General features: G+C 42.3%; 19 protein-coding genes and 1 other RNA gene. 1 reads left to right on the top strand and 19 read right to left on the bottom strand.

Annotated elements, in window-relative coordinates:
• Positions 1–160 precede the first annotated feature (160 nt).
• The 9 genes from TY16_RS03355 to TY16_RS03315 form a co-directional block, all read right to left on the bottom strand.
• Positions 161–1,498, bottom strand: a complete 1,338-nt coding sequence (locus TY16_RS03355; RefSeq protein WP_043930336.1) for a glucose-6-phosphate isomerase — start codon at positions 1,496–1,498, stop codon at positions 161–163.
• 91 nt (positions 1,499–1,589) lie between these two features.
• Positions 1,590–2,255, bottom strand: a complete 666-nt coding sequence (gene fsa / locus TY16_RS03350) for a fructose-6-phosphate aldolase (protein ID WP_043930335.1) — start codon at positions 2,253–2,255, stop codon at positions 1,590–1,592.
• Between the two features lie 43 nt (positions 2,256–2,298).
• Positions 2,299–3,192 carry a phosphogluconate dehydrogenase (NAD(+)-dependent, decarboxylating) gene (gnd, locus tag TY16_RS03345; RefSeq protein WP_043930334.1) on the bottom strand — a complete coding sequence of 298 codons (894 nt, stop codon included), beginning with the start codon at positions 3,190–3,192 and terminating at the stop codon, positions 2,299–2,301.
• Positions 3,193–3,300: 108 nt separating this feature from the next.
• The gene (gene tkt / locus TY16_RS03340; RefSeq protein WP_043930333.1) at positions 3,301–5,295 is read right to left on the bottom strand and encodes a transketolase; all 1,995 of its coding nucleotides are present in this window, start codon (positions 5,293–5,295) and stop codon (positions 3,301–3,303) included.
• A gap of 176 nt (positions 5,296–5,471) precedes the next feature.
• A complete protein-coding gene (zwf, locus tag TY16_RS03335) occupies positions 5,472–6,965 on the bottom strand; it encodes a glucose-6-phosphate dehydrogenase (RefSeq protein WP_043930332.1) in 1,494 nt (497 codons plus the stop codon).
• Positions 6,966–7,643 (bottom strand): ribose-5-phosphate isomerase RpiA, encoded by a 678-nt coding sequence (gene rpiA, locus TY16_RS03330; RefSeq protein ID WP_043930330.1) that lies wholly within the window; start codon positions 7,641–7,643, stop codon positions 6,966–6,968. It abuts the gene before it with no gap.
• Positions 7,644–7,735: 92 nt separating this feature from the next.
• Entirely contained in the window at positions 7,736–8,716 is a 981-nt protein-coding gene (glpX, locus tag TY16_RS03325) for a class II fructose-bisphosphatase (protein ID WP_043930329.1), read from the bottom strand.
• A 38-nt stretch (positions 8,717–8,754) separates the two neighbouring features.
• Positions 8,755–8,889 carry a BA3454 family stress response protein gene (locus tag TY16_RS03320; RefSeq protein WP_043930328.1) on the bottom strand — a complete coding sequence of 45 codons (135 nt, stop codon included), beginning with the start codon at positions 8,887–8,889 and terminating at the stop codon, positions 8,755–8,757.
• 640 nt (positions 8,890–9,529) lie between these two features.
• A complete protein-coding gene (locus tag TY16_RS03315; RefSeq protein ID WP_043930326.1) occupies positions 9,530–10,390 on the bottom strand; it encodes an SDR family oxidoreductase in 861 nt (286 codons plus the stop codon).
• Between the two features lie 463 nt (positions 10,391–10,853).
• Between TY16_RS03315 and TY16_RS03310 the strand changes: the two genes are divergently transcribed.
• Positions 10,854–11,339, top strand: a complete 486-nt coding sequence (locus TY16_RS03310) for a hypothetical protein (RefSeq protein WP_043930325.1) — start codon at positions 10,854–10,856, stop codon at positions 11,337–11,339.
• 509 nt (positions 11,340–11,848) lie between these two features.
• On the opposite strand, the gene ssrA is transcribed toward TY16_RS03310, so the two are convergent.
• The 10 genes from ssrA to TY16_RS03265 all read right to left on the bottom strand — a co-directional run bounded on the left by ssrA (position 11,849) and on the right by TY16_RS03265 (position 24,257).
• Positions 11,849–12,185, bottom strand: a transfer-messenger RNA (tmRNA) gene (ssrA, locus tag TY16_RS25535).
• 159 nt (positions 12,186–12,344) lie between these two features.
• The gene (gene smpB / locus TY16_RS03305) at positions 12,345–12,812 is read right to left on the bottom strand and encodes an SsrA-binding protein SmpB (RefSeq protein ID WP_043930323.1); all 468 of its coding nucleotides are present in this window, start codon (positions 12,810–12,812) and stop codon (positions 12,345–12,347) included.
• 350 nt (positions 12,813–13,162) lie between these two features.
• Positions 13,163–15,496, bottom strand: coding sequence for a ribonuclease R (gene rnr, locus TY16_RS03300; RefSeq protein WP_442853242.1), 2,334 nt, complete (start codon positions 15,494–15,496; stop codon positions 13,163–13,165).
• A gap of 75 nt (positions 15,497–15,571) precedes the next feature.
• Entirely contained in the window at positions 15,572–16,312 is a 741-nt protein-coding gene (locus tag TY16_RS03295) for an alpha/beta hydrolase (RefSeq protein WP_043930321.1), read from the bottom strand.
• Between the two features lie 325 nt (positions 16,313–16,637).
• Positions 16,638–16,871 (bottom strand): preprotein translocase subunit SecG, encoded by a 234-nt coding sequence (gene secG, locus TY16_RS03290; RefSeq protein ID WP_043930320.1) that lies wholly within the window; start codon positions 16,869–16,871, stop codon positions 16,638–16,640.
• A gap of 316 nt (positions 16,872–17,187) precedes the next feature.
• Entirely contained in the window at positions 17,188–18,564 is a 1,377-nt protein-coding gene (gene nagE, locus TY16_RS03285; protein WP_043930318.1) for an N-acetylglucosamine-specific PTS transporter subunit IIBC, read from the bottom strand.
• 711 nt (positions 18,565–19,275) lie between these two features.
• Positions 19,276–20,571, bottom strand: a complete 1,296-nt coding sequence (gene eno / locus TY16_RS03280) for a phosphopyruvate hydratase (protein ID WP_043930317.1) — start codon at positions 20,569–20,571, stop codon at positions 19,276–19,278.
• Between the two features lie 64 nt (positions 20,572–20,635).
• On the bottom strand, positions 20,636–22,168 hold the full coding sequence (gpmI, locus tag TY16_RS03275; protein ID WP_043930316.1) for a 2,3-bisphosphoglycerate-independent phosphoglycerate mutase: 1,533 nt from the start codon (positions 22,166–22,168) through the stop codon (positions 20,636–20,638).
• Positions 22,161–22,922, bottom strand: a complete 762-nt coding sequence (gene tpiA / locus TY16_RS03270) for a triose-phosphate isomerase (protein WP_043930314.1) — start codon at positions 22,920–22,922, stop codon at positions 22,161–22,163. The genes gpmI and tpiA overlap by 8 nt, the downstream gene beginning before the upstream one ends.
• Positions 22,923–23,072: 150 nt before the next feature.
• Positions 23,073–24,257: a phosphoglycerate kinase gene (locus tag TY16_RS03265; RefSeq protein ID WP_043930312.1), complete on the bottom strand. Its 1,185-nt coding sequence runs from the start codon at positions 24,255–24,257 to the stop codon at positions 23,073–23,075.
• Positions 24,258–24,337 lie beyond the last annotated feature (80 nt).

The raw sequence follows: 24,337 nt of genomic DNA, 5'->3' as shown, positions 1-24,337 counted from the left end.
AAGCTATCTTAAACAACTTTGTTGATTTCCGCTCCAGGCGCTTCGCTTTCCACGGGCGGCTTGGGAGTCTTCGTGTCTTCGTGCCTTCCGCTCCAACCAACAATGCTAATAAATCAACAATATTCATTAACACAGCTTTTTTAAGAATGATTGAATCCTGTTATTTAGTTAAACGTTTTAATAAAACCTCTTTTTCCGCCTCGTAGCCTGGTTTGCCAAGCAATGCGAACATGTTTTTCTTGTAAGCCTCAACCCCAGGCTGATCAAACGGATTTACCCCCATTAACAAGCCGCTTATTCCACAGGCTTTTTCAAAGAAATAGACCAATTCCCCAAATGTGAATTCATTTAATTCATCCAGTTCGACTACCATGTTAGGCACACCGCCGTCTACATGTGCTAACACTGTCCCTTGGAACGCATTTTTATTGACTTCATCCATGGTTTTCCCAGCTAAGAAGTTTAATCCGTCAAGGTTAGCTGCGTCTTCTTGAATGGTTAATTCTACTTTTGGTTTTGCTACTTGGACCACCGTCTCAATTAAATCACGACGGCCTTCTTGGACATATTGTCCCATTGAATGCAAGTCAGTAGAAAAATCAACAGAAGCAGGGAATAATCCTTTTTGGTCTTTCCCTTCACTTTCACCGTACAACTGTTTCCACCATTCAGAAACATAATGAAGAGCAGGTTCATAGTTAACTAGCAACTCAATGGTTTTACCTTTACGGTATAAAGCATTTCGAACCGCTGCGTATTGATAGCTTTGATTGGTTTCAAGATCAGGATTATTGTATTTGTCAGCTGCCGCCCTTGCACCTTGCATCATTTTGTCTATATCTAGTCCTGCTGCAGCAATCGGTAATAACCCAACAGCTGTAAGGACAGAGTATCTTCCCCCAACATCATCGGGAATGACAAATGTTTCAAAACCCTCTTCAGTGGCTAGTTGTTTTAATGCCCCTTTTTCTTTGTCGGTTGTAACAAAAATCCGATTTTTTGCTTCTTCTTTTCCGTACTTCTTTTCTAAATAATCCCGGAAAATTCGGAATGCAATCGCTGGTTCTGTAGTGGTACCCGATTTCGAAATCACATTAATGGATATATCTTTACCTTCTAACATTTCTAATAAATGAGAAATGTAGGTTGAACTAATATTTTGGCCAGCAAAGTAAATTTGTGTATTGCCGTTCATTTGGTTATGGAAGGAATGAGATAGAGCTTCAATCGCTGCTCTTGCACCTAAATAGGAACCTCCAATTCCAATCACAATTAACGCATCAGAAGATTCCCGAATTTTTGCAGCTGCTTTCTTAATTCTTGAAAATTCTTCTTTATCATAGTCGTATGGAAGTGTTACCCATCCTAGATAATCAGATCCTGGACCTTTTTTGTTATGAAGCATGTCATGCGCTACTTTTACAAAGGGAGAGAGATTATCTACTTCACTTTGATTTATAAAAGATTTTACATTTGTATAGTCAAAAGATAGTGTCATTTTTTAAGGCTCCTTTTATAACATTTTTCATTTAATTTTAAATAAAGGAGCGCTAGCAAAGAATCTTACCTGCTAACGCACCAGCTAAGACTTATTTCTTTGGTTCTACCCAATCGGCAGCAAACTTTTCGATTCCTTGATCTGTTAATGGATGTTTAGCAATTTGTTCGATCACTTTGTAAGGAATGGTTGCAATATGTGCCCCCGCCATGGCTACACGTGTGACATGATCTGGATGGCGAACAGACGCAGCAATAATTTGCGTATCAAATTGATGAATACGGAACAATTCTGCAATTTTTGTGACAAGTTGGACCCCATCTTCTGAAATATCATCCAAACGACCTAAGAATGGAGATACATAGGTTGCCCCCGCACGAGCTGCCAATAAGGCTTGGTTCACGGTGAAAATGAGGGTCACATTTACTTTTACCCCTTTATCCGCAAGGTAACGAGTCGTTTCTAAACCTGCTAATGTCATCGGTACTTTAATGGTAATGTTTTGATCTCCACCATTTATTTTGATTAATTCATTCGCTTCAGCAATCATATCTTCAGCTGTCACCGCATGTGGTGTTACCTCGGCAGATACGGATTCTACTTTTGGCACAGCTTGTAATATTTCTGCGATTCTATCTTCGAATTTAACACCTTCTTTAGCAACTAAAGATGGGTTGGTTGTCACACCAGATAAAACACCGATTTTATATGCCTTTTTAATTTCATCAAGGTTGGCTGTATCAATAAAAAATTTCATGTTCATTCCTCCTATTATTTTGTAAAAGACCCGATGCTGTTTTTTATGCTTTTTCTACCGCATGCCCGCCAAATTCGTTACGTAATGCTGCAACGACTTTTCCATTAAAGGTGTCAGTATCCAATGAACGATAACGGGACAATAAAGATAAAGCAATGACTGGTGTTGCAGTTTGTAGATCCAATGCTGTTTCAAGTGTCCATTTTGCTTCACCTGAAGAATGCATTACCCCTTTTATCTCTTCTAGCTTAGGATCTTTAGAGAAAGCATTTTCAGTAAGCTCCATTAACCAGGAACGAATAACGGAGCCATTGTTCCAAACCTTTGCGACTTTCTCATAATCAAAGTCAAATTCGCTTTTTTCTAATACTTCAAAGCCTTCGCCAATAGCCGCCATCATGCCATATTCAATGCCATTATGAATCATTTTCAAGAAGTGCCCGCTGCCAATTTGCCCTGCATACAAATAGCCATTCTCAACGGAAGTATCACGGAACAGTGGTTCTACAACATCCCAAGACTCTTGATCGCCTCCAATCATATAGCAAGCTCCATGGCGAGCACCCTCCATTCCGCCAGATGTTCCTGCATCCATATAGTTTATCCCGTTTTCTTTCATTTCCTCATAGCGGCGAATGGACTCTTTGTAATGGGAATTACCAGCCTCAATGACGATATCTCCCTCTTCCAATAGAGGCTTGAGTTCACTTAGGACAGAATCCACAACAGTATGGGGAACCATGATCCATAACACTCTCGGAGTTTCCAAGGAGCCTACCAATTCTTTTAGATTAGAAGTTGCTTTAGCTCCTAATTTGTTCATTTCTTCAACAGCAGTTGGATTCAAATCATAAGCGACAACCGAATGATTGTGATCCAATAAATTTTGCCCTAGGTTAAAACCCATTTTTCCTAAACCAATCAAGCCGACTTGCATTGTTATTCACCTCTAAAAATTAGTTTTGTTTCCTTTACTATCTTTTATAACCCACCTAAAAGTTAATTCTCCCATACCATGCCAACCGCGCAATTAAGCTTGTCTTAATTAAGAATTTATTAGATTTTTCACGGTTTTGACGACGTTCCCAGAAGTGAATCCGAATAATTCCATGACTGCTGAACCTGTTCCTGAAGCACCAAATGTCTCAATGGACAGCTTTTTTCCTTTAAGTCCAACATACCGTTCCCATCCGAGGGAGATTCCCATTTCGATAGACACACGATTTGTTACTGAAGAGGGAAGAATATATTCTCTATAGCTCTCACTTTGTTGTTCGAAAAGTTCCCAGCTTGGCATAGCCACAACACGTACCGAAATATTATCATCTTCAAGTTCAGTTTTTGCCTTTACAGCAAGGGAGACCTCAGATCCAGTAGGAATCAAAATAACATCAGGATTTTCATTTGTTTCTGTTAAGATATAAGCCCCTTTTGAAAGGTTCTCTATATTCGCCTTTGTTTCTTCAAAAACCGGCAAGTTTTGGCGGCTTAAAATTAAGGCGACTGGACCTTCAGTGTTTTGAAGCGCATATGCCCAAGCACTCGCTGTTTCGTTAGCGTCAGAGGGACGAATAACTGTAAGTCCGGGAATTGCTCGAAGCGCAGTCAATTGTTCAACGGGCTCATGTGTTGGCCCATCTTCTCCAACAGCAATTGAATCATGTGTAAATACATATGTTACAGGCAGCTTTTGCAGGGCTGCTAACCGAATCGCTGGGCGCAAGTAATCATTGAACACAAAGAATGTACTTACAAATGGCTTCACCCCGCCATGTTGGGCCATTCCATTCGCTGCTGCCCCCATGGCATGTTCACGAACCCCAAAGTATACATTACGGCCGGCATATGACTCGACAGCATATGCAGCTTCTCCCTTGATATCCGTCATAGTGGAGCCAGAAAGATCTGCACTTCCGCCAAAGATCGAAGGAACGATTTTCACAAAATGGTTGATAGCATTCCCGCTCGCTACCCGGGTCGAAACAGTTTTTTCAGAATCAAAGGTTAAAATATCCTTCATATCAATTAACACTTTTCCATCAATGGCAGCTTTAAGTTCATTCCCTGATTCTGGATAGGCCTCTTTGTAGGCTTCATAAAGGTCATTCCATTGATCTTCAGCCTGAATGCCCAATTTTTTTAATGCTATAAAGTGGGCTTTCACTTCTTCAGGTACATAAAATTCGTCTTCGTAATCCCATCCATAGGCTTTCTTCGTTTCTTTTGCCTCTTCCACACCAAGTGGAGCGCCATGTGCTTTATTAGTGCCAGCGACTTTCGGGCTTCCATATCCGATAATGGTTCTTATTTCAATCAAAGTTGGCTGCTCGGTATTTAATTTAGCTTCTGCAATAGCTTTAGTGATGTCTTCAACATTGTTTCCATCTTCGACACGCAGGTATTGCCAATGGAAGGATTCCACTCTTTTCTTGATATCTTCAGAGAATGATAGATTTAATTCACCATCCAAAGAAATATCGTTAGAATCGTATAAAACGACCAATTTGCCAAGTTTCATATGGCCGGCCATGGACATGGCTTCATATGAAATACCTTCTGATAAATCACCATCTCCTACTAATGCATACGTATAGTGGTCAATCACAGGAAATTTCTCTTTATTGAATTTAGCAGCTAAATGCGCTTCTGCCATTGCCATTCCTACTGCATTAGCAATTCCTTGACCCAATGGCCCAGTCGTCGCATCTACACCATCTGTATGGCCAAATTCAGGATGACCCGGAGTTTTACTGTTTAGCTGGCGGAATCCCTTCAAATCATCAATTGTCACATTATAGCCAGCTAGATGAAGCAAGCTGTATAGCATGCTTGAACCATGGCCAGCAGATAAAACAAAACGATCTCGATTAAACCATTTGGAGTTTTCAGGATTATGTTTTAAATGATTCGCCCACAAAGCATACGCCATTGGTGCGGCCCCCATCGGCAGTCCAGGATGGCCAGAGTTTGCTTGGTTAATGGCATCAATGGATAAAGTTCGAATCGTATTAACTGCTAAAGTTTCTAATGTTGTTTTCATTGTGAATCTCCTTCACTATATTTTTTCTCCGACTTAGAAAAATAAATTAAAGTAAGTTTATGGATATAGTCGGAATTATATTAAGGACATCATGTATTCCTTATTAATGTGTAATTACTCATCCCAACATCAACTCAAATTGCCAACTTGATGTTATCATTCGGTAATACTTTTAGTTATTGTGATACTAATTTATTTTTTAACTCAACTAACGCACTTTCATCCAGCCACCATTTGAATCCATCTTCCCGAAGCAACCGATCAGCCGCCTCAGGTCCATAGGAACCGGCCTGGTATCTATTGAGTGGTACGAGATTTTCTTTAAATGCATCCAGAATTGGCTGTACCCATTCCCATGACAATTCAACTTCTTTCCAATGGGCAAAGAACGTTGAATTTCCACGAAAAGCATCATAAATCAAACGTTCATAAGCCTCAGGTATTTCGGCTTGTTCGGTTGAAAAACTAATCTTAACCGGTTCGATTTCTCCGTTTATTGGATTCTTACTATTTATTTGAAAAGATACATTTTCATTTGGATTGATTTCGATAATTAACAGATTAGGAGACATCTTATTTTTATTTCTACTATTAAGGTTATTTTTGAATTCAACGACAATCCGAGTTGACTTCTCCGCCAATCTTTTTCCAGTTCGAATATAAAATGGTACCCCTTTCCAATATGGATTATCAATCCAAAGCCGTGCTGCTACATAGGTATCATTTTCTGAAGTTGCATTAATGCCAGGCTCATTTTTATATCCAACAACTGTGTTGCCATTTATTTCACCAGAACTATATTGCGCCCGAATGACATTAAAGCGAACATCTTCTTTCTTTAACGGACGAACCGCTTCGATTACCTTTTGCTTTTCATGACGGATTTCATCAGGGCTAATGCTTTTTGGCAAATGCATGCCTGTCATCATCAAGATTTGCATCATATGATTTTGAAACATATCACGGATAGCCCCTGATTTGTCATAATACCCCGCACGTTCTTCTACCCCAACCGTTTCGCTTGCCGTAATTTGTACATTGGCAATATGTTTATTGTTCAATAAAGTTTGTAGAATGGGGTTTGAAAATTCCAGTGACTCCAAATTTTGAATCATGGACTTTCCAAGATAATGATCGATTCGATAGATTTCATTTTCTTCAAAGGCTTTGCTTAGGGTTGCATTTAATTCACGCGCTGACTCTAAATCGCGTCCAAATGGTTTTTCGATAATCAGCCTCTTCCAGCCTTTTGTAGAACCTAAACCACTTTCTTTAATATTTAAAGCAATAGTGCCAAAAAATTCAGGTCCGACTGAAAGGTAAAACACTCGATTTTCCGGGATATTCAGTTCAGTTTCACGTTGTTTTACGACGCTCATCAGTTTTTTGAAGTCATCTGCCTTTGTTGCATCAAGGACACTGTATTGAAAGATTTCAAGGAACGAACTCAGTTGGCCATCATCATTTTTAACCCGTCTTGAAAAGGTTCTTATTGATTGTTCAACATTCTTTTGAAATTCATTATGAGACATTTCACTCCTGCCTAGGCCAACAATCGAAAAGGGTTGAGGCAGTTTTTGCTCAAGATATAGATTATATAAAGCGGGGAATATTTTTCTCTTTGCTAAATCCCCGGTTGCTCCAAACAAAACAAATGTCATTGCTTCCATTTATGTTCCTCCTCTATTTAAGTAAATTGGCTGATTTTTCTCATCCAACGAAACGACCAGATCAGCCATTCCAATAAATAAGCCATTTTCAACCACACCAGGAATTTTATTAAGGCTAATTTCTAATTCTAGAGGCTGCGTTATCTTCGGAAAGATACAGTCAAAAATATAGTTGCCATTATCAGTGCGATAAGGATTGCCATCCAATTGGCGAAGTCTAGGTTTTCCTCCTAGTTCTTTAATATGGTTTTCGGTCAATTTCACCCCTAAAGGTACAACTTCCACAGGAAGGGGAAACACCCCTAAACCATTAACCAATTTCGAAGAATCAGCAACCACGATAAACTGTTGAGCTGCTTTTGCAATTATCTTTTCTCGTAAAAGGGCTCCACCTCCACCTTTTATCAGGTTAAGATGAGAATCTACTTCATCTGCGCCATCAATTGAAACATCAATTTGTTCAATCTCCTGAAAACTCACTAGTGGAATCTGTAGTTTTTTTGCTAATTCTGCTGTTTGAATCGAAGTAGGTATGCCTTTAATAGAAAGTCCTTCCTTTACAAGTTGTCCAAGTTTAAGGATCGTATAATAAACGGTTGACCCAGTACCAAGTCCTACGACCATTCCGTCTTTGATGAAATCCGCTGCTTTTTCACCTACTATTTTCTTTTCGTTCAAATTAAACCTCCTCGTACTATCAGGAACACATATAAATCTTCAAAGATTCACTTAATTATTTTTTAAAAATAACAATCTATCAAAAAAGGGTATTAAACCGCCAAGTAATGTTGTTCTTGAATATGCTGTTGTTCTTCAATGAAGTGGCGTCCTTCAATAAAGCGGACGGTCCGTGATTTACCGTGAATAACGATTGAATGGGTGATTCCAGTATTCCCTTTATACTGGACACCTCTTAGAAGCTCTCCATCTGTCACACCTGTTGCGACAAAATATGCGTCATCACCCTTCACGATGTCTTCCATGTAAAAAGTGCGATTAATATCGTTAATGCCCATTTTCTTAAGGCGATTTATTTCTTCTTCTGATTGAGGAATCAGTTTTCCTTGAAAGTCTCCTCCCATGCCTTTCAATGCAGCGGCAGCTATTACGCCTTCAGGTGCTCCGCCAGAACCAAGCATCATATCCACCCCAGAATGTTCAAATGCTGTGTTGATAGCAGCTAATATATCACCAGCTTGGATGAGTTTAACCCTTGCTCCAGCCTCAAGAATTTCTTGGATTATTTTTTCATGTCTTTCACGATCTAAAATGGTAACAACCACATCTTCAATGTTTTTATTTTTGGCCTTTGCCACAGCTTTTAGATTTTCAATCACTGGTGCATTGATATCAATTTTCCCTGCAGCTTCAGGACCGACTGCAATTTTTTCCATGTACATATCTGGCGCATGTAATAGATTACCATGCTCTGCTACCGCTAAAGTTGTAAGTGCATTTGATGTTCCTGCCGCAACAATACTTGTTCCCTCTAAAGGATCCACTGCTATATCAATTTTAGGCCCTTCTCCAGTTCCTAATTGTTCACCAATAAATAACATTGGTGCTTCGTCCATTTCACCTTCCCCAATCACGACTGTTCCCGACATAGGAATCGTATTAAATATATCCCTCATTGCTGTTGTAGCTGCTCCATCCGCTTCGTCTTTATTCTTTCTTCCTGTCCATCTTCCTGCCGCCAATGCTGCGGCCTCGGTAACTTTAACAAGATCTATCGACAAATTAGTATTCATTTTAGAATCATCCTTTACAAATTATTTAAACTTTTTTCTTATTCATTCCATTGTTTTAACACTTGTTTTTTAGCTAACTGCTTAATGGCATCATCTGACATTCCTTTATTGGCAATTACATTTGTTTTATATTTAATTCCCTTTAGTTCAACTGTCACTTCGACTACGCACATGCGATATCTCTCCTTTCTGCTGTTATTGGTAATCTATTTATTTGTTTATAGAATTTAATTTAAATTAATATATTTTAGATTGATATATCTCAGATTAGAGATATTTAGGATAAAAAAAAGCTTATCAAGGATTATTATTTGGTTAAAAGCACCTCCAATATTAGTAATTTTTAATAATCAAGTTACTTTATGTTACTTAGAATAAACCATTTTAAATTGTTTGTCTATTTATTTGTGTCCAATTTGTGAACTTTTTATTTTCCTCTCTTCAAAAACTGCTTTATCACAGTACGTTGATCAAGGTTTTGATTACAAGCAAATGTATCTAAATTTATCCCCATCCGATTCTTTTTTTGTGGAAAAAGGATCGTATAAAGCAGCTTTTGAGACAACTATTAAAAGTTGATTTTTGCTCTTTTCATAAACTTAATTTGGAGGAAAAGCTTAATTTCCGCTCCAATCATTCAGTTACTGTTACAAAATCCCATTAAAAACTACAATCTTTTAAATAACAGTCTATTTTTAGATGGCTAAGCTAAAGAAGGATAAAATAAAAGCCCCTACATTAAAATGAAGAGGCTCCTGAAGTGTGAATTCAGATAAAATTTAGGTGTTCTCTTTTTGTTCGTACACGTACATATTAGACACCGGAATAAGCATTAAATGCTCCATCAACAGGAATGACAACTCCATTAACGAAGCCGGATGCTTCATGGCTGACTAAGTACAATAAAGTACCAATCAGCTCTTGGGCTTCACCAAACCGGTCCATAGGTGTTTGGTTAAGAATTTTTTCAGAACGATCGGTGTACGATCCATCTTCATTCTTTAATAATTTTTCATTTTGCCCCGTAATAAAGAATCCAGGTGCAATGGCATTTACACGAATACCTACTTTAGACATATGAACAGCAAGCCACTGAGTGAAATTGCTCACAGCCGCTTTTGCCCCGCTATAGGCAGGGACTTTCGTTAGTGGAGTAAAAGCATTCATGGACGATATATTTATTATTGTCGCGCCAGGGCGATTAATCATATCTTTAGCAAATTCTTGAGAAGGCAGTAAGGTGCCTAAAAAATTTAAGTTAAAAACAAATTGGACTCCTTCTGGATCCAAATCAAAAAATGTCATTGTGTCATCAAGCTTTTCTTTTACATCCTCCGCATATAAAAATTCTTTGGTTGTCTGCCCCTTTGGATGGTTACCACCGGCGGCATTGATTAATATATCAACAGGACCTAATTTTTCACGAATGATTTCATGGGCTGCTTTCAAGCTTTCTTTATTGACGACATCTCCTTTTACACCAATGGCAAAACCGCCATTTTTCACTACTTCTGATGCCTTTTGCTCCGCTTGTTCAAGTCTCCGGGCCAAGATAGCCACCTTCGCTCCACATGCTGCTAATGCATCTACAAACTTCTCTGCCAGTACACCGGTTCCTCCGGTTACAACTACTACTTTATCTGATAGGTCAATATGAAACGGCAATTTTGTCATCCTCATGTCTCCTTTTTTTCTTCTACAAATATCTTGTAAACGTTTTGGGAATTAAAGTATCTATAGATAATTTTTATCTAAAATATTTCTACAAACTATAAAAGTCTTTAAATCTAATAATTTGCATAATCTTTAATTAAAACATTCTTAATTCGAAATAATAATAATACATAAATTATGTACATGTCAATTTAAAAAATCCTTCATTCGAAAGACGAACTCCTTTAAGGCTCTTTTATATTCCAATTATATTTAAGCTAAAAAGGATAAAATCCACGAGTGGCTATTACAAATACATTTACATTTCTCTCATTCCCCCTAAATAGGATTGAAAAAGAGGTCGGTACTTAGCATAGCTAAAACAAATTTAATTGATTTATTACACGGCATAAAATATAATAACAAAAAATCACCTGGTTACTTTTAGTTAATAAGTACCATTAAAAAAGTGAGGTTATATCAAATGAAATTGTTAGAATCTAAAGTAATTGAAACTGAGTTTGAGAAAGAAATATATGTAGATAAAGCTTCAAACATTGAGATCGCAAAAATTAATTTTGACGAGACAACATCCAATTATGAACTTATGGTTGGTCTCCAATTTCTACGCATTAGAAATAATGATTTTTACGGAACAATTAAAGGCTATTTTGGTCTGAAGATTATGGGAGATTCAGAAACTATTACCTTAAATGAGCCATACCAACAAAGTATCTTTGCGGTTAAGACTCCTGAGGAAAAGGATGCTGTACTTGAATTAATAGATTATTTACTAACTAGCTCGCCGTATTTTAAACAATTAGTAATGGACGAAATTAATAATCTTAAACAAATGGATTTTGTTTGTGAAAAAGAAATTCTAGAATTAAGAACAAAAATTAAGTTTTTAGAAAAATTTTTAAAAATTAGCTACTCTGATTTAAAAATAGACCTGAAAATTTCTCAATAATTATCTATAATCTATTACTTTTTGTTTTGGAAATAAGATTTTTCCTTGCAATTTAGACCTTTATAAGCCCAAAAATTTGGCTAAGTCGGCTACCTTTGAATAGAGGATAAATGTTGGTTACTAAAAAAATGGAGAAAATAATAAAGCATAAGCCTTCCATATTGGAAAACTTATGCTTTAAGTCACATATACAAAAAAGAAAAAACCACCAATTATGTATTGGTGGAGACGGTGGGACGTGCTCTTCCATGCTTTCGACATGGCACTGACTATATCTTCGACCTTCACTGAAGGCCGTCTGGCGTATTATGCGGAATGTAGTTTTACCCGGACTCCCGGGCAGATCCCGCATCCTAGTACTGCCGCTTGGGCAGTCTATAAGTCGATACACAGCTGTTGGATTGCTCCACATACTGCTCGGCATTGCCATACCGCAATTGTTGCGGCTTAGGTTTCACCGATCAAGCCAGATTTTCACTTGCATATTGCTATGCAAGGCGACTAATTACTAATCGAACCCACGTCCAAGAATATCGGCACTTAGGCTTCTACGAGTGTAGTCGACATATTCGCGTTTCGCTGAGCCATCTGCCTATCGACAGGCGTCCGGTCAGCTATCCTGGTTGTTCTCTTCCTTCTTCCTCAGGAGGTGGAATCCGGCGTAGCCCACTAAGAGTGAGTCCGCTACCCTACCACATGGGCGATGGAGGGGCGAACAGCTATGCAGTTATTAAGCTGCGAAAGCTAGGTTTTGTTTAGAGTTGCCAGTTATAGGCGTTGACGTTTTTACGAGGCCGATCCCCTCGACTCGCCACCCAAGCTCGAACTACCCCTGTCGAATCCGTAGCGTCCCCATTATAAAATGTGCGGCAGTGTTACCTGCCAGACGTCGGAAAACTCAAGCAGTGAGCTTGATGGTTTCGCCACAGTATCTCTGTGACACTATTTATTATACCACATTATGCTGTTTTTTCAATTGGTAAGACTTGTTTTGAGTGGCTATACCTAGTACTTCTGCTTTTCCCTCAATGCGCGCTGGATATCGCGATTAGCGTCCTTCTGTTTCAGGTCCTCGCGCTTATCGTACTTCTTCTTACCTTTTGCAAGACCAATCAGTACTTTGGCAAAGCCGTTTTTCAGGTATATTTTTAACGGAACAATAGCATAACCCGATTCCTTGGATTCACCAATCAGCTTGTTGATTTCCCTTCTGTGTAAAAGAAGCTTCCGGGTTCTAAGCGGATCATGGTTATGGATATTGCCCTGTTCATATGGTGAAATATGGACACTGTATAGGTACATTTCACCGTTATGAATTCTTGCATAGGAATCCTTCAGCTGAACCTTTCCGGCACGGATTGACTTGATCTCTGTCCCCTGCAGGACGATTCCTGCTTCGTAGGTTTCTTCTATAGAATAATCATGATAGGCTTTTTTATTTTGCGCGACTGTTTTACCCACACCCTTTGGCATACTAACTCCCCCCTATCTTTCTCTGTATAATCGAGTTCCTTTATTTTAACAAAATTCCCGGTCTGCTACAATGAATGGCAATGTTGATTTGAGTTTGTGGCTTATCCCAGCCAAAGTAAGCCGGCTGAGGAACAAGAATTACCTTATCCTCCCTAATTAGACCGATAAAATCTGGATTGGACCGATAAAAATTTTCTTAGACCGATAAATCCTCGATTGGACCGATAAACTCAATTCCCGTTCTCCTTAGTGAACGAAAAGCAACTCAACTAAATGATAAAGGCCCCGCCCGGCGAGGCCTTCCAACCCAACGTTACCCTGAAAGCTCCTCAAGACAGGCCCCTCAGGAATTAACGTTTTTTATTCTTTCGCTTTGTACTCTTATTCTTCGGTACATTTTCGTAAAATTTACGTTTTCTTTTGTTCTTTGGCTTATCGCCGTTACTATCTTCCCGGCCAATGCTTTTTGAGACCCCGCGGCTGGTGCGTCCGTCACCTGCCCCGCCGCCTTCTTTGCCGCGTCGAGGTTTCTTCTCGGTACTTCCGGTATTGAAGACACGCTTTTCGCTCGGACGCTCCCGCCTTGTCCCTTTCATGCCGACGATTTCAAAGTCAATTGAGCGCTCGTCTTTATTGACATTGATAACCCGTACAGTGATTTCATCACCGATACGGAACACATTGCCGGTCCGCTCGCCAATCATCGCAAAATGGCGGTCGTCGAAGCGGTAATAATCGTCAGTCATATAGCTGACGTGGACAAGTCCCTCAATCGTATTCTCCAGCTCTACGAACATGCCGAAATTGGTAACGGACGAAATGATGCCGTCGTACTCCTCGCCAATTTTGTCCATCATGTACTCGGCTTTCTTCAGCTCATCCGTTTCACGCTCGGCATCAACAGCACGACGCTCCATTTTTGATGTATGCTCGGCAATATCCGGCAGCCTCGCATCCCACTTTTCGCGGGTTGACTGATCCAGTTTGCCCTGAATTAAATACGTCCGAATTAAGCGATGGACAATCAAGTCTGGATAGCGTCGGATTGGTGAGGTGAAGTGTGTATAAAATTCAGCTGAAAGCCCAAAGTGGCCGAGGCTGTCCGGCGAATATTTCGCCTGCTGCATCGAGCGCAGCATAACAGTCGAGACAACCATTTCCTCAGGCTTGCCTTGTACCGCTTCAATAATTTCCTGCAGCGCACGTGGGTGGATATCATTGGCAGTTCCTTTTACGATATAGCCGAAGTTTGTAATAAACTCAAAGAACCGGCGCAGCTTGTCTTCTTTCGGATCTTCGTGGATACGGTAAATGAACGGCACTTCCATCCAGTGGAAATGCTCTGCAACTGTTTCGTTGGCAGCAAGCATGAACTCCTCAATGAGCTTTTCAGCAACAGAACGCTCACGCAATACCACATCAACAGGCTTACCATCTTCCTCGACAAGCACCTTCGATTCTTTAAAATCAAAATCAATCGCACCGCGGTCCATTCTTTTTTTACGAAGAATAGCTGCCAGCTCCTCCATCAGCTCGAACATTGGAACAAGTGCCTCATAACGGCTGCGGGTTTCCTCGTCCTTATCAACGAGAATTTTATTAACATCCGAATAGGTCATCCGCTCGGTCGTCTTGATGACACTTTCAAATATTTCATGGGCGACGACCTTCCCGGTTGAATCCAGCTCCATCTCACAAGAAAGTGTAAACCGGTTTACCTTAGGATTTAGCGAGCAAATACCGTTTGAAAGCCGGTGGGGAATCATCGGGATTACACGGTCTACTAAATAAACACTCGTACCGCGCTCCTCCGCTTCCCGGTCAATTGGCGAGTTCTCGGTCACATAATGGGTTACATCCGCGATATGAACGCCAAGCTTATAATTCCCATTCTCAAGCTTCGTTACCGTAACAGCATCGTCCAGGTCCTTCGCATCAGCACCGTCGATTGTAACAATTACCTGGTCGCGCAAGTCTCGGCGGTTACCGATATCAGTCTCGTCAATTTCTCCAGGTACAGCATTTGCCTGGTCTAGCACTTCTTCCGGAAACGCGAGCGGAAGTCCATGCTTGTGGATAACCGACAGGATATCGACACCAGGGTCGTTCTTGTGGCCGAGAATTTGAATAACCTCACCCTCGGCACTCGTCCGCCCTTCCGGATAGGCAACAATTTTCACTACAACCTTATGCCCTTCAACTGCACCGCCATTTGCGGACTTTGGAATAAAAATGTCGCCGGCAAATTTTTTCTCATCTGGAATGACAAATCCGAAACTCTTGCTTTCTACATACGTTCCGACCATTTGGGTAATGCCACGCTCAAGAATGCGGACAATCGTACCTTCGCGTCGGTCACCCGATGATTCCGCTGAAACACGCACTAGCACGGTATCACCATGCATCGCATTATTCGTTTCATTCGGAGGGATGAAAATATCATCCATGCCCTGCTCCTCAGGCATTACGAATGCAAATCCCTTTGCATGCCCGGCTACTTTGCCGCGAATCAGGTTCATTTTTTGCGGCAGGCCATAGCGGTTCGAACGAGTTCGCACCACAAGCCCTTTTTCTTCCATTTGGACAAGAGCCTTTACAAACTCCTTAAAATCCGCTGAGTCCTCGATTCCAAAAGCCTCTTCCAGCTCCTGGACAGTCAAAGGCTTGTACGCCTCATCCCTCATATATTGCAAAAGCTTGTCTATATGCGCTTGAATATTTTCTTCCAAGCTTATCCCTCCCTTACAGGGTGTTTCCTTTTATTCTTTCCAATCTAAGCCTTCTAAAAACGCAAAAACATCTTCATGAAGCTGGTCTTTTTCCGGACCGAACGTAATCGTATGCCCTGACTCTTCATACCACTTTAGTTTCTTGTCGACCGACTCAGCCTGGCTATAAATAATATTGGCACTGTCCGTGTTTATCATCCCATCATGGCGGGCCTGGACAACGAAAAGCGGTGCATAAATTAAATCAACGTGGTCCCGCACATCGTGAATCAAGCCATTCAATTCCTCCAAGAGCGGCTTCGGATCAAATGCAGCCAGTTCAGACTCAATTTCATATTCCGTCTTTTTTTCACGCTGCTTGAACTCCCGGGCATAGTAAAGCACCCCATTATGTATAATTTCCCCGCTCTTAAAATCCATAGGGGCACACATCGGAACAATACCCTTTACAGGAACAGTGTAACCAAGCTTCAGCGAAAATACCCCACCGAGCGAAAGGCCGGCAACCGCAATCTCTTCATAGCCCTTATTTTTTAAAAGCTGGTAAGCATCCTGCACATCCTGCCACCAGTCCTCTGGCCCGTACTCGATCAGTTCTTCAGCAGAACCACCATGTCCTCTATAAATCGGAGCATGGCATGTATAGCCCTTATCATGCAAGTAACGGCCAAGCATCCGCACATCGGCCGAATTGCCTGTGAATCCGTGCAGCAGCAGCACAGCACGCGGCCCCGCTTCGAATGTAAATGGTTTTGGCGATTGAATCTTCATTTATATATTCTCCTTATTCTCGTCGTTTCCTTTAGTTTAAGCAAAGCAAGCATCGACATTCCAGAAAAAAGCCTTTTACGGAAAGAGGTATTGTTTCCTTATAGCCGACCTCGACTACCTTTTTCACCGGAGTGCAGCCAGTTAAACCCTTTTGAGGATTAATCGCAAGTTTACAATGAGAGATTAATCCACTAAACCTCTTTTGCTGGATTAATCGTGGCTCCGCACAAGGAGATTAATCCACTAAACCCAATTAGGCGGTTCAGCGAGCAGATTCACTATAAAAAAATAAAGCCCGGCACGAGGCCGGGCTCATTTTACGGTATTAAAGCTTTACATAAGTTACAGCGATAGTCAGGATAAAGAACAGCACGGACAGGACGACAGTAATCCGATGAAGGACTAAATCGATGCCACGGGCTTTTTGCTTGCCAAAAAGTTGTTCTGCTCCGCCTGATATCGCGCCGGAAAGTCCTGCGCTACGGCCTGATTGTAATAATACGACGACGATAAGTCCGATTGATACGATCACTAAGAGCGTTACTAGTAATGCATGCATGAAGGCCACCTCCTGTTAGACGTTCATTCACAGTATTATTAATGTACCATAAAAACCCTGTTTCGACAATAGCGGGATTTGCGTCAACCCTATAATTGCAACGCGTCGCTTTCTAGGGAGGTGGAATACTTTCATGATTTATGTAACACTTTTAGGGTTTATAAAACACTTTTTGAGTTTTATGTAACACTCTACAAGATTTATGTAACACTACCCCCATCCTAAAGTTCCGCACTACTATTGCCGCGTTAATTGCACCTATGCCTTGAATAACAAAAATGCCCGACGAAATCTTCATCGGGCACCCACATTTTACTTAGAGTTTTTTAAGTTCATCTGCCAGGAACTGAACATCGGTACCAACTACCACCTGAACATCCTTTGAACTTACCTTCACCACACCCTTGGCACCGAGAAGCTTGAGCCTCTTTTCGTCTAATGCGTCCATATCTTTCACCGTTAAGCGAAGCCTGGTTACACAGTTATCAATGTGAACGAGATTGTCCTTGCCACCAAGTGCATTGACATACTGAACTGCTGCAGCGTGGTAATCACCGCCAGCATTAAAGCTGTCATCAAATTCACCTTCAACTTCTTCTTCTCGTCCAGGTGTTTTCAGATCAAGTTTTTTAATCAAGAAAGAGAATACAAGGAAGTAGATGACGGCATAGATTAAGCCTATTCCCGCAAGCAGCAGCGGTTTTGTTGCGATGCCATAGTTCAGGAAATAATCGAACGCACCAGCGGAAAATCCAAAGCCGTGTTTAATTTCAAGCAGGTAGGTAACAGACATAGCCACACCTGTTAAAAGCGCATGAGTGAAGTAGAGGAGCGGGGACAAGAACATGAACAGGAATTCGATTGGTTCGGTGATGCCAGTCAGGAATGAAGTGAGCGCGAGACCAAACATAACACCGGCAACTGCTTTGCGTCGTTCTTTTTTAGCAGTCGCAACCATCGCAGCAGCTGCAGCCGGAAGTCCAAACATCATGACTGGGAAGAAGCCTGTCATGAAGCTGCCTGCAGAAGGATCTTTTGCAAAGAAGCGAGTCAAGTCCCCTTTGACTAGCTTTCCTGCCGCATCCGTGAATGACCCAAATTCAAACCATGCAAGCGAGTTAAGAACATGATGAAGTCCCAATGGGATCAGCAGCCGGTTCAGGAAGCCAAAAATCCCAACCCCCACTGCACCTGCGTCAACAATCCATTGGCCAAAATTATTGAGTACATTTTGAATTGGCGGCCACACATATCCGAATACTCCTGCAAGGATCAGCATAACCAAACCAGTAATAATCGGGACAAATCGCCTTCCGCCAAAGAAGCCCAGCCAATCAGGAAGTTTTATTGCATGATAGCGGTTGTACAAATGGCCGGCAATTGCGCCCGACAGGATGCCCCCAAGCACACCCATATTGATGTCCTCATTAATGGTAGCGCTTCCTTTTGTTAAAACAAAATAACCAATCGCCCCGGCAAGCGCAGCAGCACCATTTCCATCCTTGCTAATCCCTATTGCCACACCAATCGCAAACAACAGTGCAAGGTTTGCAAATACAGCGTCACCTGAAGCTGCCATGAACTCGATATCCAACAAGTCCGGCTGTCCAAGACGCAGGAGTAATGCAGCAACAGGCATAACAGCGATCGGCAGCATGAGCGCCCGGCCGATTCTTTGCAAATAGCCCAACATGGAACCCACCTCTTTCATATTATTTTTTATAAAAATAAGTGCATAAAGGTGTTGCACTACAACTATATGAGCTAATCCTAGCACCTATTCTCACTGCGGAAATATTAATAAAGCGGACAAGCTGTATGGATCTAGATTATCATCTTTTCTCCCAAGATGGGCTTATGAAATTTCTTTTAACTTTCATATACTACTACCTTACGGGTTGCTGAGGGGTACTAAGTATTTAAAGAATTTCCTAGTCATCCTCTGAGTACTGCTAGTGAAAAATTGCTAACTTTTGTGTTGATATAACAAAATAGTGTTACCCCAAGACGCTAGTACTTTTAGTACTACTCTGAGTATTACTAGTTTTTTTGCAGATTGCCTAGTACGTTCTCTGAGTACTGCTAGTGAAAAGGTGCTAACGTTTGTATTGATATAGCAAAATAATGCTACCCTAAGACCTAGTAATTTTAGTACTACTCTGAGTAGTACTAGTTTTTTCGCTGGATGCCTAGTACGTTCTCTGAATACTTCTAGTGAAATTAATCACCATTAACTTAGATCTGTCATAAAGTGTAGTCCTTTGTTCTTGATGAATGACATTTACATTCACCAAAGCTTATAAATAACCCCGATGAACGACATTCCGTAGTCGCCAAATTTATTCACCACCAAAAAAAGTAAAAAAGGGTACGCATTCGTCAATGCGCACCCTTCCAATAATTATTATTTTTTCAAGTTGTAGAAGCTCTTTAGGCCGTTGTACTGGGCAGTTTCGCCAAGCTGGTCTTCGATACGAAGAAGCTGGTTGTATTTTGCCACACGGTCTGTACGGGATGGAGCACCGGTTTTGATTTGGCCAGCATTTGTTGCAACTGCGATGTCAGCGATGGTTGCATCTTCTGTTTCACCTGAACGGTGGGAGATGACAGCTGTGTAGCCAGCACGCTTCGCCATTTCGATTGCATCAAAGGTTTCTGTCAATGTACCGATTTGGTTAACTTTAATAAGGATTGAGTTTGCAATACCTTTTTCAATACCTTCAGCAAGCTTTTTAGTGTTTGTAACGAACAGGTCGTCACCAACTAGCTGTACTTTGCCGCCAAGGCGCTCAGTCAGAAGTTTGTGGCCTTCCCAGTCGTTTTCATCAAGACCGTCTTCGATTGAGATGATTGGGTATTTTGAAGACATTTCTTCATACCAGTCAACCATTTCAGCAGACGTTTTTACAACGCCTTCGCCAGCAAGATGGTATTTGCCGTCTTCTTTGTTGTAGAACTCGGAAGATGCAGCATCCATTGCGAGCATAACTTCTTCGCCTGGCTTGTAGCCAGCTTTTTCAATTGCTTCAACGATTGTTTGAAGCGCCTCTTCGTTTGAGCCAAGGTTTGGAGCAAAGCCGCCTTCATCACCAACAGCTGTGTTCAAGCCTCTTTCTTTCAAAACACCTTTCAGGCTGTGGAAAATTTCAGCACCCATACGTAGCGCTTCCTTGAAATTTGGAGCACCAACAGGCATAACCATGAATTCCTGGATGTCCACGTTGTTGTCAGCGTGTTCGCCGCCGTTAACAATGTTCATCATTGGAACAGGAAGCTGCTTGGAGTTAACACCACCAAGGTATTGGTACAATGGCAGGCCAAGATAGTTGGCTGCAGCGTGTGCAACTGCTAAGGACACGCCTAGGATTGCGTTTGCTCCAAGCTTGCCTTTGTTTTCAGTGCCATCAAGGGTAATCAGGGCATTGTCAATGCTGACTTGCTCAAGAACGCTGTATTCACCGATTAGCTCAGGTGCAATCAGGTCGTTTACGTTATCAACAGCTTTTTGAACACCTTTTCCAAGGTAGCGGCCTTTGTCGCCGTCACGAAGCTCAACTGCTTCGTATTCACCAGTTGAAGCACCGCTTGGAACAAGAGCGCGGCCGAATGCGCCGGATTCAGTAAGTACTTCTACCTCGATTGTTGGGTTGCCGCGGGAATCAAGAACTTCGCGCGCGTATACATCAGTAATAATTGGCATGCAAATCTCTCCTTAAATAAAGTAGTTTTGGTTTGCCAGCAGAGCTGGTGTTTATCGGTAAAGATTATTTTATCAGTGTTGTCCCTGTCATTTCAGCAGGCTTTTGAACACCTAGCAGGTCGAGAATAGTTGGAGCCAGATCGCCAAGGATCCCGCCTTCCCTTAGTTCAACGCCTTCCTTGGTTACGATGACCGGTACCGGGTTGGTTGTATGGGCAGTCATCGGGTTACCTTCAATTGTAACAACTTCATCAGCGTTGCCGTGGTCTGCCGTGATAATTGCCGTGCCGCCTTTTTCAATAAGAAGGTCGACAATTTTGCCCAGGCATTCGTCAACTGTCTCAACAGCCTTGATAGTAGGCTCGAGCATCCCGGAGTGGCCGACCATGTCCGGGTTGGCAAAGTTGAGAAGGATGCAGTCAAACTTGTCTGCTTCAATTTCTTTTAAAAGTGCATCGGTTACTTCATAAGCGCTCATTTCAGGCTTCAGGTCATAGGTTGCGACCTTCGGCGAGTTAATGAGAATCCGCTCTTCGCCAGTGAATTTTTCCTCGCGTCCGCCGCTCATAAAGAACGTAACGTGCGGATATTTTTCGGTTTCAGCGATACGAAGCTGCTTCAGGTTGTTTTGCGCTAACACTTCACCAATTGTATTGTCAAGGTTGCTTGGCTTAAAAGCCACATAGCCATCGACCGATTCGCTGAAGTGAGTCATGCAAACAAAGTGAAGGTTTTTCGGATGTCCTTCCCCGCGGTCGAACGCCCGGAAATCTTCGTTTGTGAACGTGTTTGAAATCTGAATGGCGCGGTCAGGACGGAAGTTATAGAAAATAACAGCGTCATTGTCCTTAATCGGCCCAACCGGCTCGCCTTCCGCGTCAGTTATAACAGATGGAAGCACGAATTCGTCAAAAATCCCGTGCTGATACGAGTCTTCGATGACTTGCATTGGTTCGGAATAAGAAGGTCCGTCGCCGTATACCATTGCCCGATACGATTTTTCGACACGTTCCCAGCGCTTGTCGCGGTCCATTGAGTAATAACGTCCGGAAATTGTAGCGATTTGGCCAACGCCATACTCGTTGATTTTCTCCAGGGTTTCTTCGATATATGTGCCTGCTGTTTGCGGGCCAACGTCACGGCCATCCAGAAATGCATGAATGTACACCTTGTCCAGGCCTTCCTCTGCAGCAAGCTTCAAAAGTGCATACATATGATGGATATGACTGTGGACGCCGCCATCGGACAATAGCCCGAACAAATGAAGGGCTGTGCCATTTTCCTTTGCATGGCGAACCGCACCAATCAGCGTTTCGTTTCTTTCAAACTCACCTTCGCGTATAGCAATATTCACGCGGGTAAGGCTTTGATAAACAATCCGGCCGGCACCGATGTTCAGGTGGCCTACCTCGGAGTTCCCCATCTGGCCTTCCGGAAGACCGACTGCCTCTCCGCTTGCCGTCAAGGTGTTATGAGGAAATTTGTTCCAGAATCGTTCAAAATTCGGTTTCTTTGCTTGTGCAACTGCATTCCCGAAACGTTCGCCACGGAATCCGAAGCCGTCGAGAATAATCAGTGCTACAGGGGATTTACTCATTCTTGCCTGCCTCCAAAAGCTGAAGGAACGAATTTGCTTCCAGACTTGCTCCGCCAACAAGAGCGCCGTCGATATCCGGCTGGTCCATGTATTCGAGGATATTTTCAGGCTTTACGCTGCCGCCGTACTGGATGCGAATCGCATCTGCGGCTTCTTGTGAAAATTGCTCTGCGACGGTTTTACGGATATGGGCGCATACTTCGTTTGCATCTTCAGCTGTCGATGATTTTCCTGTACCGATTGCCCAAATTGGTTCATAGGCAATTACTGTTTGTTTAACCTGGTCTTCAGTCAGGCTATTGAGTGCCTTTTGGATTTGGCCAGCAACGAAATCATTCGTTTCTCCGTTCTCGCGTTGTTCAAGAGTCTCTCCGCAGCATACAATCGGCGTTAGCCCATGCTTGAATGCGGTAAGAGTTTTTTTGTTTACAGATTCATCAGTTTCATTGAACATTTCACGGCGTTCGGAATGGCCGATGATAACATATTTCACGCCTAGGTCAGCAAGTGCTGCAGGGCTGATTTCACCTGTAAACGCACCTTTGTCTTCAAAATGCATATTCTGGGCGCCGATTTCAACTGCGTACCCTTCGGTTTCAGTTACCAGCGTTGATAAAAACAGTGCTGGAGCACAGACAACCGAGTCAATCTTGGAATTATCGGGAACAAGGCCTTTCACTTCTTCTACAAAGCTTTTGGCTTCTGATAAGGTTTTGTGCATTTTCCAGTTGCCCGCTATGATCGGTTTTCGCATACTGGCACATCCTTTCTTATATATAAGCGGACGGGCTTTCCGTAGCAGATGCTGCTGCTGACCGGAAGCTTGTCCGTTGCCGTTTGTTTCGAAAGTTTCGTGTAGGGATGGTGGGCCATTCTGATCGCATCGGCCCATTTTTCCAAAAATTTATTTATCGTTTAGGGCAACGACACCTGGAAGCTGTTTGCCTTCAATGAATTCAAGTGATGCGCCGCCACCTGTTGAGATGTGGCTCATTTTGTCTGCAAGGTTGAATTTTTCAACTGCAGCAGCACTGTCGCCCCCGCCGATGACCGAGTATGTACCTTCGGATTCAGCAAGTGCTTCGGCTACAGCCTTTGTTCCGCCTGCAAACTTATCGAATTCGAAAACTCCCATTGGGCCGTTCCAGATGACAAGCTTCGATCCTTTGATCACGTCACGATACGTTTCGGCTGTCTTCGGTCCGATATCGAGCGCTTCCCAGTCGGAAGGGATTTTATCAATATCGACTACTTGTGTGTTTGCATCTGGTGAAAAGCCGTCTGCGATGACTGCGTCAACTGGCATATGGAAGGAAACACCTTTTTCTTTTGCCTTTTCGATAAAAGATTTTGCCAGGTCGATTTTGTCTTCTTCAAGAAGCGATTTTCCGACTTCATGCCCCTGTGCTTTTACAAAAGTGTAAGCAAGCCCGCCGCCGATAATCAGATGGTCTACTTTATCAAGCAGGTTTTCGATGACGCCAATCTTGTCCTTTACCTTTGCTCCGCCGATGATTGCTGTGAATGGGCGCTCCGGATTGGACATTGCTTTGCCAAGTACCTCAAGTTCTTTTTCCATCAGGAATCCAGCGACTGCTGGAAGATGGTGTGCAATGCCTTCTGTTGATGCATGGGCACGGTGCGCTGCGCCGAATGCGTCGTTAACATAGATATCTGCTAGTGCAGCGAATTCTTTAGCTAGTTCAGGGTCGTTCTTCTCTTCACCAGGATAGAAGCGAACGTTTTCCAAAAGGACGACGTCGCCTTCGTTCATGCCGTCAATTTGCGATTTGACTGCGTCGCCATAGGCTTCGTTAGCTGTCTGAACATTCTTGCCCAGTAGTTCGCCAAGTCTTGCGCCAACAGGTGCCAGGCGCATTTCTTCAACGACTTTGCCTTTCGGGCGTCCGAAGTGGCTTGCCAGGATAACCTTGGCACCCTGTTCGATTAAGTGCTGAATTGTCGGAAGCGCAGCACGGATCCTTGTTTCATCAGTGATTTTGCCATCCTGCATCGGGACGTTGAAGTCCACACGGCAAAATACGCGTTTCCCTTTTACATCGACATCTTTAAGCGTCTTCTTGTTCATGGATACCCTCCTGGACAATCGTATTTGGATGCGGGGAACCGTCCCTCGCTCCTCCCATAAAAAAGGCGGTGGAAAAAAGC

The organism is Bacillus sp. EB01 (genome assembly GCF_000613125.1).
In the GTDB taxonomy this organism is placed as follows: domain Bacteria; phylum Bacillota; class Bacilli; order Bacillales; family Cytobacillaceae; genus Bacillus_D.
This window is presented reverse-complemented; position numbering and strand designations above follow the sequence as displayed.

What these genes read in the sequence shown, in the direction of transcription:
- TY16_RS03355 (WP_043930336.1), bottom strand. Translation starts at nt 1,498, where the DNA reads ATGACACTATCTTTTGACTATACAAATGTAAAATCTTTTATAAATCAA.
- fsa (WP_043930335.1), bottom strand. Translation starts at nt 2,255, where the DNA reads ATGAAATTTTTTATTGATACAGCCAACCTTGATGAAATTAAAAAGGCA.
- gnd (WP_043930334.1), bottom strand. Translation starts at nt 3,192, where the DNA reads ATGCAAGTCGGCTTGATTGGTTTAGGAAAAATGGGTTTTAACCTAGGG.
- tkt (WP_043930333.1), bottom strand. Translation starts at nt 5,295, where the DNA reads ATGAAAACAACATTAGAAACTTTAGCAGTTAATACGATTCGAACTTTA.
- zwf (WP_043930332.1), bottom strand. Translation starts at nt 6,965, where the DNA reads ATGGAAGCAATGACATTTGTTTTGTTTGGAGCAACCGGGGATTTAGCA.
- glpX (WP_043930329.1), bottom strand. Translation starts at nt 8,716, where the DNA reads ATGAATACTAATTTGTCGATAGATCTTGTTAAAGTTACCGAGGCCGCA.
- TY16_RS03320 (WP_043930328.1), bottom strand. Translation starts at nt 8,889, where the DNA reads ATGTGCGTAGTCGAAGTGACAGTTGAACTAAAGGGAATTAAATATAAA.
- TY16_RS03315 (WP_043930326.1), bottom strand. Translation starts at nt 10,390, where the DNA reads ATGACAAAATTGCCGTTTCATATTGACCTATCAGATAAAGTAGTAGTT.
- TY16_RS03310 (WP_043930325.1), top strand. Translation starts at nt 10,854, where the DNA reads ATGAAATTGTTAGAATCTAAAGTAATTGAAACTGAGTTTGAGAAAGAA.
- smpB (WP_043930323.1), bottom strand. Translation starts at nt 12,812, where the DNA reads ATGCCAAAGGGTGTGGGTAAAACAGTCGCGCAAAATAAAAAAGCCTAT.
- rnr (WP_442853242.1), bottom strand. Translation starts at nt 15,496, where the DNA reads ATGAGGGATGAGGCGTACAAGCCTTTGACTGTCCAGGAGCTGGAAGAG.
- TY16_RS03295 (WP_043930321.1), bottom strand. Translation starts at nt 16,312, where the DNA reads ATGAAGATTCAATCGCCAAAACCATTTACATTCGAAGCGGGGCCGCGT.
- secG (WP_043930320.1), bottom strand. Translation starts at nt 16,871, where the DNA reads ATGCATGCATTACTAGTAACGCTCTTAGTGATCGTATCAATCGGACTT.
- nagE (WP_043930318.1), bottom strand. Translation starts at nt 18,564, where the DNA reads ATGTTGGGCTATTTGCAAAGAATCGGCCGGGCGCTCATGCTGCCGATC.
- eno (WP_043930317.1), bottom strand. Translation starts at nt 20,571, where the DNA reads ATGCCAATTATTACTGATGTATACGCGCGCGAAGTTCTTGATTCCCGC.
- gpmI (WP_043930316.1), bottom strand. Translation starts at nt 22,168, where the DNA reads ATGAGTAAATCCCCTGTAGCACTGATTATTCTCGACGGCTTCGGATTC.
- tpiA (WP_043930314.1), bottom strand. Translation starts at nt 22,922, where the DNA reads ATGCGAAAACCGATCATAGCGGGCAACTGGAAAATGCACAAAACCTTA.
- TY16_RS03265 (WP_043930312.1), bottom strand. Translation starts at nt 24,257, where the DNA reads ATGAACAAGAAGACGCTTAAAGATGTCGATGTAAAAGGGAAACGCGTA.